Source organism: Acinetobacter sp. GD03645 (genome assembly GCF_029845285.1).
In the GTDB taxonomy this organism is placed as follows: Bacteria; Pseudomonadota; Gammaproteobacteria; order Pseudomonadales; family Moraxellaceae; genus Acinetobacter; species Acinetobacter corruptisaponis.
Map to the genome: position 1 here is coordinate 12,329 of NZ_JAOCLL010000017.1, position 12,850 is coordinate 25,178.

Genomic DNA, 12,850 nt, shown 5'->3' on the forward strand with positions numbered 1-12,850 from the left:
TTAGAACTTCATGCTCATCCGCATCCAGTAGTTGCGTCCAATATTGTTGAACTGCTCACTGGCCGCATAACCAAACATGGAGGCACCCGCCTTGTTTAAATGTTCGGTGTAGGTTTGATTCAGCACATTATCCACACCAACCGAAACATCAACAGCATCCGTCAGCTTATAAGTCCCATTCAGGGCCAAGGTGTTGAATGCCTTGCTTTCATTCATGTCATAACCGACCACATTGCCCTCATTCAGGCTAATGCGATCCTGTTTGGCAACCGCACGCCACAATAAACCTAGACTATATTTCTCCTCGACATAGCGCAGATTTACACGTGCCTCCAAAGGCGCAATCTGGGGAAGTGGACGGTCATCAGAGGTATTTTTACCCCATGCATACATACCTGACACGTCAGCCTGAACATGATCGCTAAATTGATAGCCAATGCCAGCCTCGGCCCCTGCAATCGTTGCATCCACATTACGTGCCAAAGGATAGCGCTCATTTGCCCCATTGTATTGCAGCAAAATAAAGTCCTTGATTAAACCTGCGTAAGCCGAAGCCCAAGTATTCCATGCACCATGCTCTGCCTGAAAACCAACATCCAACTGCGCAGTACGTTCATTGTTCAGGTTGTCCAGATTATCGAGCATGCGATAGGTGGTCATTCCCATCATGTCGGTTGAGCCAACACCACGATCTGTTGAGGTGCTATACAGTTCCCAGAAATCTGGGCTACGCTCCACATAACCCAGCCCTGCGTAAGTTTTGAAACCATGTTCAGGCAAGGTTTTTTCGATACGGATAAAACCACTTGGGTTGCTATCACTGCGACTCTTGCCATTTTTTAAACTGTCAATCTTGACCTGATCCACACGCGCACCCGCAACCCATTTTTGATCAGGATCAATGTTGTACGTCCATTCACTAAAAGCACCATAAGACTGGAACTTGAGGTCATTGGCAAATGGCGAGTTCATACTTGGCATTGCATACATGATCATGTTGCCACCATGTGTGTTGCGCTGGCTATCCACGCCAGACACCACACTGAACCTGTCCCAGTCCGTGGTTACCGCCAGACGTGAGTTTAAGGTACGGCGGGCAACCTCCATCTCCATTTTATTGGGTACGGTCATCTGCATACCATGCATATTCATTGTCGTCATGGGTGCGGCGCGCAAACGGAAATTATCCATGATGTGGTCGTTATAACTATAGTCAACCTGTGCTTCGACTTTCTTAATCACATCAGTCAGGTTTTTCTGTTCGGCATGTAGCCCCAGACTTTCACGTTTGAACTGTGAACCATCCATGCTGCGGCCTGCATAGGCAGCCTCACCATCACCCTTGCCAGCACGGAGTTCCAGCCATGAGTCGTCGGTTGGTTTCCAGCCCAGTGCAAGGTCAGCATTCCAGCGTTTCCAGTTTGAGTGAACCGACTGACCATCCCCATCCTGATAATCATCCGCCACAGAACGGTTGGCATTTAAACGGGCATATTTGCTTTCATCACCAATAGCAGCTTCCACATTGTGATCCAAACGCCCATAAGACCCAACAACGACACTCGCTTGTCCACGATAGGGCTTTTCCTGGGTTAACTTTTCAGGCTCGCGCTCAAAAACAACGGTTGCAGCCGAACCTGTATTGGCATATTGAACGGTCTGAGGTCCTTTAATCACTGTAATTTTGTCAAAGCTTTCAGGCTGAATATAAGAAGTGGGTGCATCCATACGCGCTGGACATGCACCCAGGTTTTCTGTGCCATCGGTGAGAATTTTAATGCGTGAACCAAACATGCCCCGAAAGGTGACATCCCCATTGGTTCCACCATTTTTAATGGCATTGAAACCCATGATACTTTGTAGATAATCCGCCCCATCCGTTGCGGGAATCGGCTGGATCGGTTGCTTGGGATCAGCCTGAATTACCAAGCCATTGCCTTGATTGGGCTGTTGTGCAGTAACCACGATGGGTGCAAGTGAAACATGCGCCTGCCCATGCTGAACAGGTTCTGCCCACACCATTATCGTATTTGAAGCAGCCAGGATCGCAACCGTCAGCGGTTGTAATAAAAATTTAGGTTGAGCCATCATCGGTCTCTCTTAAAACATAGATAGAACAGGGTCAGAGTTATAAAAAACCCTAACGAAAATAAAGTTTTAATTTATGCAAAGAGTGGCGGAGCTCGCCCTTGGGGCAAGAGGAACAACCGTTGCAGTGCAAAATAAACATGCTTAAAGGCTTGTTGATAAGCAACTAAACGGATTTGGATACGGACCAGCACCTCTTTCACACCAAATTCAGGCGGCAATACCAGATTGGCATAGACGGTACAGTACTGGCATTGATGGTTTGGATCGTGGTGGTCATGCTGTGGTGCCGAGCCATCGGCCTGTACAAGCTGATGTGTATGGTGATGACCATGATGCGCTGGACTTTCGACCATCTGGCTTTTAGGCAGCAACAATGCCTGGGTGATGGTCTCACAGACAGGTGCGATCTGGTATTGCTTCGGCAGCAGGGGTTGCAGGAAAACCGCAATCTGTAAACAGACCGCGGTAAATGCAAGCAACATTCCACAACGAAACAGGGATGGCATGTTCAAATGATCGTTACAGCCTAACGTTTGACCGCAACTTTCTCTTTTTCGCGCTGGCGCACCACCTTTTCCACTTTTTCACGTGCACGCTGTCGCTTTAATGGCGATAAATAGTCAACAAAAAGCTTGCCATTTAAGTGATCCATTTCATGTTGGATACAAACAGCGAGAAGTCCGTCAGCTTCCAGCTCAAACGCTTGACCTTCAAGGTTAATTGCCTCGATTTTTACGCGTGACGGACGCTCAACTTTATCGTATATTTGAGGCACGGAGAGACAGCCTTCTTCATAAGGCTGTGTATCTACAGTCAGTGGAGTGACTTTTGGGTTAATGAACACCAACGGTTGGTTTTTCTCTTCAGAGAGGTCCATGACAATAAGCTGGATATGTTGGTCAACCTGAGTCGCCGCCAAGCCTATACCTGGTGCCTCGTACATGGTTTCGAACATATCCGCTGCAAGCTGACGAATCTCATCAGTGACTTCTTCGACTGGCTTGGCAATGGTACGAAGACGGGGATCAGGAAAACTTAAAATAGGTAATAAGGCCATACTGTTCCTCACTTATGCCATTGATCAAAAAACCAACTGAAAGGAATGCTTGATCAAAAAATTGTGTGTAAAGTCGTTATTATAGCGCAACTACACAGATAATTTTTAGGAATTATGATAATGAAAAAGGTTTTAAACGGCATACAATCATTTCATGCCTTGGGGTTAAAAAAACAACTGATTGCCGCTGCAATTTGTGCTGGATTGGGCATGAGCATCAACCTGACCCATGCAGCAAGCCCGAATGTCAGCCCACCGTCCGTGAAAGCAGGCGCACCGCATGTCTATGTGGTGAAAAAAGGCGATACGCTTTGGGACATTTCAGGCAAGTTTTTAAGCAAGCCGTGGCGCTGGCCTGAAATCTGGGCAAGCAACAAGCACGTTAAAAACCCACACTGGATTTATCCAGGTGACAAACTGCTACTCTGTAGCCTGAACGGTAAACCTTTAATTGGTAAGGATGAGGGTGATGGCTGTGATGGCATTATCCGCCGCTATACAGGCAACAACGCATCCACCTTGCGCCCACAGGTGCGCATTGAGGCGTTGAACAACAGCGTTCCTGTCATTCCATTGGCCCATATCCAGCAATGGCTGGAACGCACCTCGGTACTTCCAGCCGATGCGATTGCCAACACACCGTATATTCTGGGTACAGCAGACAACCGTGTTCTTGCAGGCAAGGGCCAGAGCGTTTATGTCCGTGGTCAGGGTCTTGAAAATGGCCAACGCTATGGTGTGTTCCGTGAGGGTGAACCATATGTGGTGCTGGATGAGAAAGGCAAGAAACAGGTGCTTGGCCTTGAGTTGACCCAGGTGGCTTCGGGTGTCGCCATTCGCAACGAAAATGACATCACCACGGTTGAACTGACCGACAGCTACAATGGTGAAGTCCGTCGTGGCGACCGCGTCATGGCTGAACAGGATGCCATGCTGCCTACCCTGTTCTATCCAACCGATGCAGGTCAGGTCAAAGACGGCGGCAAGATCATTCGTGTCATGGGTTCAATTGGAACTGCTGCGAAAAACGGTGTGGTGACCGTAGACCGTGGTACGGCTGATGGTATTGAAATCGGACAGGTTTTCAGTACCTATCAGGATGGTGAAACTGTTCGTGACCCTAAAACCAAGGAAACCGTTAAACTTCCTGGACAATATGTAGGCAGCGTCATGATCTTTAAGAGCTTTGACCGTATCAGCTATGCCTATGTGCTGGAAAGTGAGCTACCAATCAAGATTGGTTCAAACATCAAGCCACCTCGTCTTGACGACTAAGTCCTAAAGACCCATGTTGGATCAATTATCACCTCAGCACTACGCCACTGTGTTGGTGTGGTATTTGGTTCAACATTCCCTCTCCAGTTTTCCAAAAATTCTTCATCACTTTGGCAGTTGTGAACAGGCAACTCAACCCAACCGCTTTGCAGAATGGCAGCAACTTGGCCTACATGCCAGTCATTTAAAACGTTTGCAGGAATTCCAGACTGCACAGGGACAGCAGCAGTTTGCACAGATCGTTCAACTCATTCAAAAACACAGTGACTTCATCTTAACGCCTGACGATATCGGCTATCCCACCCAACTATTGCCCTATTCAGACCACCCACCAATTTTATTTGGGCAGGGACAGGCATCAGCACTGCTGCAACCTCAAATCGCTGTAGTCGGTAGCCGCAAGCCTAGCCCCCATGGACGGCAAATGGCCTATGACTTTGGCTATTATTTAAGTGAAAAAGGCTTTTATATCAGCAGTGGTCTGGCACATGGCATTGATGAGGCAGCACATCGTGGTGGACTGGCGCATCAGCGAACCATTGCGGTGATGGGCACAGGGCTGGATACCATTTATCCTGCCCAGCATAAACAATTAGCTGAAGAAATTCGTCAATCAGGCGCAATTGTGACTGAGTTCTTGCCTGCCACCCTGCCTTTAGCCGCGTTTTTTCCACGGCGTAACCGTATTGTCAGTGGGTTGAGCCTTGGCGTGTTGGTGGTGGAGGCGGCATTAAAAAGCGGTTCCATCACCACGGCAAATGCAGCGGCAAATCAGGGCAAAATGGTCTTCGCCATTCCTGGACATATTTACAGCGAGCATCATCAAGGTTGCCATCAACTGATTCGGGAGGGTGCAACCCTGGTTGACCATCCTGAACAGATCATTGAAGACCTGGCTTTACCAACGCAATGGCAAGCCCAGCAACAACGTGTTGAAGAACCCAAAGAAACAGCACCTCCACCACCCAGCCTGCCTACGCACCTGATCGAACTCTATCAGATACTGGACTGGGTTGGACAAGACCTCGACCAACTTGCCCAGCGCTATTCAGCATCAATTGCTGATCTCACCGCCCAGTTAATGGAACTGGAATTGCTTGGTTTATGTATTCAGCAAGGTGGACGCTATTTACGTTGCCGCCCAATGCATTAAACTAGCAACATCCATTCCCTTAGTCTCAGTTTTCGCATGATCACATCCTCCATTTCCGAAGCGGCACAACTATTAAAACAGGGTGAAGTGCTTGCCTATCCCACTGAAGCGGTCTGGGGATTGGGCTGTGATCCATTCAATGAACAGGCGTTTCAGCACATTCTGGAACTGAAGCATCGTCCAGTGGAAAAAGGGGTGATTTTACTGGCTGGGCATCTTGATCAGGTTGAACACTTGCTACAAAGCTTAACAGCCGACATTCGCCAGCAAGTCATTGCAAGCTGGTCCGACCGTTTGCCGACAGAGCGTGCCACCACCTGGCTGCTCCCTGCCGATCAGCACATTCCAGACTGGATTAAGGGACAGCATCCCCTCGTCGCGGTACGTGTGACCACCCATCCCCTGTGTGTTGGGCTGTGCAACATCTTTGGTGGCTTTATTGTTTCAACCAGTGCCAATCCTGCGGGTTTAACACCTGCGCATAGCCTGCAACAGGCACAGGATTACTTTGCCTCATCGCTGCATTATTTAAAGGGTGATCTGGGACTGAGCCAGCAACCGAGCCGAATCTTAAATGCACTCACAGGCGAAGTGATTCGTGCTTAGTACATTAATCATGTAATTCGGTGAAGAGCAGACAAAAAAAAGCTCAGTTATATAGGGATAACTGAGCATAAAAAGGATGTGGATAATCACATCCAGAGGGTTCACAAATTCGGTAAGCAACTTCTTCATTCTCATAACGAATCAGCTTGCTGTGGGCGGTATTATGGAACAATTGTTCAACTTATACAAATATATTATTTATCTAACAAAAAATGTGAAAAGCGTACCATTTTTGTCACTTTCATTATTTTAATAAAATTATATTTCTATTTTTATTCAGCTTTTTTGAGATGACAAATTTAGTCACACTTTAAAATATATTTGTAAATCATATAGAAAGAATGATCATTAGATAAATTTTTTGGTGTGTTTGTTTTTATTTTCAACAAACACACCGCTTATTTGACCTTAATTGGCTGATTCAACCATTCTGGCTGGTGCTTTTACGGTTTTCTTCTGTGCCATCACAATACCCACCAGAATCATCACACCACCAATGCTATGGTAAATCGTCCATTGTTCAGACAACCAGAGGCTGGCAATAATCGCGGTAAACACAGGCATCAGGTTCATAAAAATACTGGTACGGTTTGGGCCAATCGCCTGTACTGCCAACATCCACAACAATGGTGCGATCAACGATGGAAAGATACCTGCATACAGTACACTACTGACATTACTGGCATTGATACTGTCCAGACCAAACCAGAGCACAAACGGCAGATGGTAAAGTAGTGCAAAGGCTATCTGGACATAGAGGCTGGTCATCAGTGGAACCTGTAGTTGCCACTTTTTCAGGAACACCCCATAAAAGGCATAGAATGTCACCGCAACCACCATCAGGGCATCACCCCAGTGTCCACCCTGTTGCAGCAGGCTCGACAAGTGTCCCTGGCTGATAATGTAAATCAGGCCAGCAAAGGACAATACGCTGCCCAGGATGGCAAACAGATTTGGCTTATCCTTTAAAATAAAGTAGGCAATAAAGATGGTGAAAATCGGCACAAAGGCATTCACGATTCCCATGTTGGTGGCCGTGGTGTAATGCGCTGCGGTATAGGCAAGACCCTGATACAGCACCATGCCAAAGGCACTGAAAATTGCCAGCTTACCCAACGACTGACGAATCAGCCCACGCTGCTGCCACACCTTTGGCAACATAAACGGCGTTAGAATAATAAAGGCGATCAACCAGCGGTAAAAGCTAATGCTCACTGGGGAAATATAGTCTGCAACGTAGCGGGTCACCGCAATGTTCAGTGACCAAATCAATACCGCGATCAGTGGCAATACAAATGCCCATTTCTGATATTTTGTTAACTGACCCATCATCATTCTCACAATATCTCAGCAATGTCCCTATTGTGAAAGATGTCCAAAATAATTGAAATATCGAATTTCAGACATTTATATCGCGGTTAAGACATGCCTGTTTTAAAACAGTTCCCAGACACGCATAGCATGTTCCACCACCTTATGCAGTTGCCCTGCTGTTGCTCCATCCCGTGCCTGTAGGGTGAGGCCCTGCACCACAGTGGCATAGAAATCCGCTATTTCTTGTATAGGCGCTGTGGTTGGCAAGTCGCCATCAGCAACGCCCTGCTGAAGTCGTTGCAATAGTTTTTGTTTGGTTTTCAGGCGCTTTTCCAGAATGTTTTGCTGTACCTCCTGTGCATTGTCGGAACAGTTCATGGTTGCCACAACCAGCATACAACCCGCAGGTTTATTGGGCTGGGCCAAACGCTTGACGTTGTCATACAGATAAAGCTCAAAGGCAACTTTCGCCGTTTTGGCCTCTGCAAAGATGGTTTCGATGGGACAGGCTTCATGGGCCAGATAATAATCAATACATTTATGGAACAGCCCTGCCTTATCCCCAAAGCTGCTGTACAGGCTCGGTGCGGTCAACCCAAGCGTCTGGGTGAGATCGCTCATTGAAGTGGCTTCATAGCCATGTTCCCAAAACAACAACATGGCCTTTTCCAGTGCCTGCTGCTCATTAAAGCACTTGGGACGGCCACGCTTCTTTTTCTGCGTGTCATCACAAGGGACGGCTAAAGACTCAGATGCATTTGTCATAAGGGTCACAATTATTTTCATAACGATCATTATTAAATTAATTGACGCAGCAATTTTTATCAACTATTTTATTTTATAGCGATCGTTATAAAATCTTAACCTATTCTTTAGCCCTTTTGCCAGATGATGGGCAAATCAGGAAATTATTATGGAACATTCTCCCACTTCCGAAATTCGACCCATAGATTCCACCCAGACACAGGGTAGCTGGTTTGCCATACTGGCAGTGGCTATTGGTGCCTTTGCACTGGTCACCAGTGAATTCCTGCCCGTTGGTGTACTGAATAGTGTGGCAACAGACCTGAACATTTCTGTGGGTACAGCAGGCCTGATCATCACCCTGCCTGGGGTGATGGCTGCAATTGCCGCGCCGCTACTTCCCATTTCAGTCAAACAGCTTGATCGCCGCTATGTGCTGATCCTGCTCACGGCGATTATGGTGATTGCCAATACCATCACCGCCTTTGCCGATAGTTTTCATGTATTGTTACTCAGCCGTCTGGTGCTGGGCATTTCAATTGGTGGATTCTGGGCCACCGCGATTGCCCTCAGTGGCAAGCTTGCACCCTCTCATTTACCCATCGCCAAAGCCACTGCTGTGGTGATGGCAGGTGTCACCTTTGCAACGGTTCTGGGTGTTCCGATTGGCACCTGGCTCAGTGAGTTCTACGGCTGGCGCAGTGCCTTTGGTATCACTGCGGGTATTGGACTAATTGTGCTGGTGCTGCAATTTATCTTTCTGCCTGAATTAAAACCTGATTCAGCCATCCACTTTCGAGACCTGCCTGCATTATTACGCACACCCAAGGCACGCAGTGGCATGCTGATCGTGCTGCTGATCGGCCTGGCGCATTTCTGTGCCTATAGTTATCTGGCACCATTCTTTAAAAATATTGCGGGATTCAATGGCACTACCATTAGCTCGCTGCTGTTGCTTTATGGGATTGCAGGTATTTTTGGCAATGCCTTTGCAGGCTATAGTGGCAACCTCAATGTGCGCTATACCCTGGCCTTTGTCAGCATCTGTTTTGCGATTGTGTTCTTTGGCTTCCCTGTATTTGCAGTACATGAATTTGGTGCGATTGTACTCACCGCCCTATGGGGCTTTGCATTCGGGGCTTTCCCAACAGCCGCCAACATCTGGATGTTTGTGCATGCACCACATGCCGTTGAGAAAGGCATGCCGCTGTTTGTGGGGATGTTTCAGGTGATGATTGCGACAGGCTCGTTACTGGGCGGATATGTGGTTGATCATTTCAATGAAAATATCTTAATTTATGGGGTAATCAGTTTTGTTGTCTTGGCCTTGATGAGTATCTTTACCCTGGCAAAAGGCCTGAACAACCCTAAAGTCACCTGTGAAAACTAAAAAGGCACCCAGATGAAGCATGATGATGCTGAGCAATTTCCCTTTCTGAATGGTATAGAAGTGCATGAATTTCTGTACCAAAAGGATGATATTGTCAGCCCACATTCCTCACTCTGGGGCGATTTCAATTTTAGTTTAAATGGTACGCTGGAATTTGACATTGAGGGGCAATACTATCTTTCCCCACCCAGTTATGGACTATGGTTGCCACCGCGTACTGAACATCAGTCGCTTCCCGTTGAACATGAAATCCACTACATCTGTATTCGTTTGCATCCAAAATTCGGACAATATTTAGGTGATGCGTGCCGTTGCTTTAGTATTGAACCCTTTTTCCGTGGCTTGGTGGTACAGATTCTGGAACAGCAGAAACAGGATACACGACCTGAATACCTTGAACACTTGCTACAGGTATTGTTTGACCAATTGAGGCAAGCGCCTGCTTATTCACATTATTTACCACAAAGCACCCATCCAGTTTTGTCGCCAATTCTGGAAAAACTCTCCAATCCCGATTTATTTAATGCCAGCCTCCAGCAGGTGCTACAGGACTTTGCCGTGAGTGAGCGTCATGTCTTGCGCCTAAGCCAGCAGGAGTTGCAGCTTTCGCTATCTGAATGGCGCAATCGGGCCAAGATCATCTTTGCCATTAACCAGATTCGTCAGGGCATGACCATCAAGCAACTGGCATTTGCCTTAGGCTACCACCACAGTTCCAGCTTTATTGAGTTCTTTAAACGCTATACAGGCCAGACTCCCATCCAGCTTAAAAACGCCTCCATTTAAAGAACGCCCTGTTTTCATGGATTATTTGTATGGATTCATCTCAACAGCATTGCACTCTGGCTGAATAGCAGTTAAAACAAACAGGTCTTGCACAACAACAAATTAGGATAATCACATGAGCCAATCGGTTTACCACATTCCAGTTAAGGACATTAAGGGTCAGGAGGTTGACCTTGATCAATATCAGGGTAAAGTCCTATTGATCGTCAACGTTGCGTCAAAATGTGGTTTGACACCACAATATGAGGGTTTGGAAAAACTTTATCAGGCCAAAAAAGATCAGGGTCTGGAAATTTTAGGTTTCCCTGCCAATAACTTCTTAGAGCAAGAGCCAGGCACAAACGATGAGATTGAACAATTCTGCTCTCTCAACTATGACGTGCATTTCCCACTTTTTGCCAAAATCTCTGTTGCAGGTGATGACAAGCACCCACTTTACCAGACACTGACTCAGGCGATTCCTGAACGTACGGGTGAGGGTCCTTGGTGGAAAGACCTTGTGGACTATGGTTTAACCCCAAACAACCCGCCTGAAGTGTTGTGGAACTTTGAAAAATTCCTCGTTAATAAAAATGGCGAAATCGTTGCACGTTTTGCACCAGACATCACTGCCGATGATGAACGTATTGTCAGTGCGATTGAAGCTGAGTTAGCCAAATAATTTTACTATTAAAGCGTAAAGCCTCGCCGATCAGGGCGAGGACATCAGCGACTGGCTAAGCCATGAAGCTGCCGTTAGATTTGGATACCATTTAAAAATTGGTCATCACATACGGCAATCATTGGTTTAGTCTTTGGAATAGCGACGGACTATCACAATACAGGGGCAAAACAGGCACTCCAAACCCACACAAAAGCTGAACCATTGCCCCATCAATCATAAATAAAAATAGATCAACATCAGGTTTTAACAGGCGAATTTCCATACCCGACAACAACTCCAGAATTTCCTGCACCAGCCATTCCCGATATTCAAGCACCACTTGATAGGCATGAGGATAAAGCTGTTCAATTTCAAAAATGGCTTTAAACAGAAGATGATAAGGGCTATTCAGGTCTGCATGTAAGAGATAAATTTCCCTGAGTTTATCGGCTGCCGTGAGGTGCTGGCATGAATACATAATTGCCCGCACCTCTTGTTTAAGCCGCTCTTTTTGTACAGTCATACATATTTCAATAAATCGTTCTTTAGACTGAAAATTATTATAAAACGTCATTTTGGCGATTTTGGTTTCTTGCAAAATAAAGTCGATGCCTGCCTTATGAAATCCATAGGTATCAAATAGCTGGATGGAGGTATACACCGCCTGTAATGCTTTTGGAGAAATTTTTAAATTTGACATATAGATACCATCCACTCATCTTTTTTGTTGTATTTAAATGAGATAAAAATGCCATTGCCCTTATGGTGGACGAAAAAAAGGCATGCAGAGGCCCTAAAAGACTGCCCTGTCGCATCTCAAGTTTTATTGTTGATTTGTTTTTAGTCGCAACGAACTAATGCCTGAACACCCAAAGGCGATCAAACCATGCGAAAGACTAATCTGGAGGTATAAGAATGAAATACATAGCCAACTCCTAAAATTCGGAATTCTGCCAATGCACTCATTAAGAATTATGGTGGCAGAACGAGAGTGGGTTGACCGACTGGGTAAGACACCAGCACACCCGAAGGTGTCCCACTCCCGTCCTACCGCTACGGGAGGAGACGAGAAGCTTACACATAAAACTATTCCTCAGAAAGAATAGCTCTGATGCGGTCTTACTACTCGGTCGGTCAAAACCGACTGACCATGTGGGTCAGCGTTTTAAGAATAATCTGTGAGTTGGCGGGTGTCAATGCAAGGGAATGACAAGCTATTAAATTTGTTAGCTTTAACCTAAGTTCAATATAAAATCTTCGATGAAATATGATACTCGGAAACGTCATCCGCAACTGTTTGAGGCAGGACTTCATTAATAAAGTGCTGTTTCTGCGATTTATTAAATGAGTTGGTGGTAGTCAACGAGTTTTGCGGATGACAATGGTTTTGCCTACTTTTCCCGAAAGAAAAGTAGGTCGTCGAAGACATATCCTGAAATTGGATGAGAACTCGGCAAGACTCTGCCCAGATAATTATTTCTCGATAGGTTAAAGAAATCCGAACTCAGGTTAGCTTTTAAATATGGTGGCAAAACGAAAGAGAGTTGACAGACCGTTTCCAATTCCAGTACACCCGAAAGTGTCTCTCTTCCGTTCTACCGTTACGAGAGCAAGGTAAAATGTTTATATAAATATATAAACAGAGCCCTGTCTCAAACAATTGCGGATGACATTTATAAATAGCATATTTCTTACTGAATTCAGATACAAGTTTAAGTATTTAACTAAAAAGAGAAATTTTGAGCCTATAACCTCAATAGCGCTCTTCTTTACATAAGCAATCTTAATGAA

General features: G+C 46.0%; 12 protein-coding genes. 6 read left to right on the forward strand and 6 right to left on the reverse strand.

What is annotated here, in order from left to right; translation table 11 throughout:
- The 3 genes from N5J47_RS13550 to def all read right to left on the reverse strand — a co-directional run bounded on the left by N5J47_RS13550 (window position 1) and on the right by def (window position 3,148).
- The gene (locus tag N5J47_RS13550; RefSeq protein ID WP_279960346.1) at window positions 1-2,088 is read right to left on the reverse strand and encodes a TonB-dependent copper receptor; all 2,088 of its coding nucleotides are present in this window, start codon (window positions 2,086-2,088) and stop codon (window positions 1-3) included.
- 74 nt (window positions 2,089-2,162) lie between these two features.
- Complete coding sequence (locus N5J47_RS13555; protein WP_279960347.1) at window positions 2,163-2,597, reverse strand: DUF2946 family protein; 435 nt, start codon at window positions 2,595-2,597, stop codon at window positions 2,163-2,165.
- A 20-nt stretch (window positions 2,598-2,617) separates the two neighbouring features.
- A complete protein-coding gene (def, locus tag N5J47_RS13560; RefSeq protein WP_267981776.1) occupies window positions 2,618-3,148 on the reverse strand; it encodes a peptide deformylase in 531 nt (176 codons plus the stop codon).
- Window positions 3,149-3,268: 120 nt separating this feature from the next.
- Between def and N5J47_RS13565 the strand changes: the two genes are divergently transcribed.
- From N5J47_RS13565 to N5J47_RS13575, 3 genes are read left to right on the forward strand one after another with little or no spacing between them, the layout of a single operon-like run.
- Window positions 3,269-4,423, forward strand: a complete 1,155-nt coding sequence (locus tag N5J47_RS13565) for a LysM peptidoglycan-binding domain-containing protein (protein ID WP_279960348.1) — start codon at window positions 3,269-3,271, stop codon at window positions 4,421-4,423.
- 13 nt (window positions 4,424-4,436) lie between these two features.
- A complete protein-coding gene (gene dprA / locus N5J47_RS13570) occupies window positions 4,437-5,576 on the forward strand; it encodes a DNA-processing protein DprA (protein WP_279960349.1) in 1,140 nt (379 codons plus the stop codon).
- A gap of 36 nt (window positions 5,577-5,612) precedes the next feature.
- A complete protein-coding gene (locus N5J47_RS13575) occupies window positions 5,613-6,182 on the forward strand; it encodes a Sua5/YciO/YrdC/YwlC family protein (RefSeq protein ID WP_279960350.1) in 570 nt (189 codons plus the stop codon).
- A 408-nt stretch (window positions 6,183-6,590) separates the two neighbouring features.
- On the opposite strand, the gene N5J47_RS13580 is transcribed toward N5J47_RS13575, so the two are convergent.
- On the reverse strand, window positions 6,591-7,511 hold the full coding sequence (locus N5J47_RS13580; protein WP_279960351.1) for a DMT family transporter: 921 nt from the start codon (window positions 7,509-7,511) through the stop codon (window positions 6,591-6,593).
- 105 nt (window positions 7,512-7,616) lie between these two features.
- Window positions 7,617-8,261: a TetR/AcrR family transcriptional regulator gene (locus N5J47_RS13585; protein ID WP_279960352.1), complete on the reverse strand. Its 645-nt coding sequence runs from the start codon at window positions 8,259-8,261 to the stop codon at window positions 7,617-7,619.
- A gap of 148 nt (window positions 8,262-8,409) precedes the next feature.
- Between N5J47_RS13585 and N5J47_RS13590 the strand changes: the two genes are divergently transcribed.
- The 3 genes from N5J47_RS13590 to N5J47_RS13600 all read left to right on the forward strand — a co-directional run bounded on the left by N5J47_RS13590 (window position 8,410) and on the right by N5J47_RS13600 (window position 11,077).
- Window positions 8,410-9,630, forward strand: a complete 1,221-nt coding sequence (locus tag N5J47_RS13590; protein WP_279960353.1) for an MFS transporter — start codon at window positions 8,410-8,412, stop codon at window positions 9,628-9,630.
- 12 nt (window positions 9,631-9,642) lie between these two features.
- Window positions 9,643-10,416 (forward strand): helix-turn-helix transcriptional regulator, encoded by a 774-nt coding sequence (locus N5J47_RS13595; RefSeq protein ID WP_279960354.1) that lies wholly within the window; start codon window positions 9,643-9,645, stop codon window positions 10,414-10,416.
- Window positions 10,417-10,531: 115 nt separating this feature from the next.
- A complete protein-coding gene (locus tag N5J47_RS13600) occupies window positions 10,532-11,077 on the forward strand; it encodes a glutathione peroxidase (protein WP_279960355.1) in 546 nt (181 codons plus the stop codon).
- A gap of 118 nt (window positions 11,078-11,195) precedes the next feature.
- Here the strand turns inward: N5J47_RS13600 and N5J47_RS13605 are convergent, their stop codons facing one another.
- Window positions 11,196-11,759 carry a TetR/AcrR family transcriptional regulator gene (locus tag N5J47_RS13605; protein WP_279960356.1) on the reverse strand — a complete coding sequence of 188 codons (564 nt, stop codon included), beginning with the start codon at window positions 11,757-11,759 and terminating at the stop codon, window positions 11,196-11,198.
- Between the last annotated feature and the right edge of the window lie 1,091 nt (window positions 11,760-12,850).

Coding starts and splice junctions, on each gene's coding strand:
- N5J47_RS13550 (WP_279960346.1), bottom strand. CDS start 2,088: ATGGCTCAACCTAAATTTTTATTACAACCGCTGACGGTTGCGATCCTG.
- N5J47_RS13555 (WP_279960347.1), bottom strand. CDS start 2,597: ATGCCATCCCTGTTTCGTTGTGGAATGTTGCTTGCATTTACCGCGGTC.
- def (WP_267981776.1), bottom strand. CDS start 3,148: ATGGCCTTATTACCTATTTTAAGTTTTCCTGATCCCCGTCTTCGTACC.
- N5J47_RS13565 (WP_279960348.1), top strand. CDS start 3,269: ATGAAAAAGGTTTTAAACGGCATACAATCATTTCATGCCTTGGGGTTA.
- dprA (WP_279960349.1), top strand. CDS start 4,437: ATGTTGGATCAATTATCACCTCAGCACTACGCCACTGTGTTGGTGTGG.
- N5J47_RS13575 (WP_279960350.1), top strand. CDS start 5,613: ATGATCACATCCTCCATTTCCGAAGCGGCACAACTATTAAAACAGGGT.
- N5J47_RS13580 (WP_279960351.1), bottom strand. CDS start 7,511: ATGGGTCAGTTAACAAAATATCAGAAATGGGCATTTGTATTGCCACTG.
- N5J47_RS13585 (WP_279960352.1), bottom strand. CDS start 8,261: ATGACAAATGCATCTGAGTCTTTAGCCGTCCCTTGTGATGACACGCAG.
- N5J47_RS13590 (WP_279960353.1), top strand. CDS start 8,410: ATGGAACATTCTCCCACTTCCGAAATTCGACCCATAGATTCCACCCAG.
- N5J47_RS13595 (WP_279960354.1), top strand. CDS start 9,643: ATGAAGCATGATGATGCTGAGCAATTTCCCTTTCTGAATGGTATAGAA.
- N5J47_RS13600 (WP_279960355.1), top strand. CDS start 10,532: ATGAGCCAATCGGTTTACCACATTCCAGTTAAGGACATTAAGGGTCAG.
- N5J47_RS13605 (WP_279960356.1), bottom strand. CDS start 11,759: ATGTCAAATTTAAAAATTTCTCCAAAAGCATTACAGGCGGTGTATACC.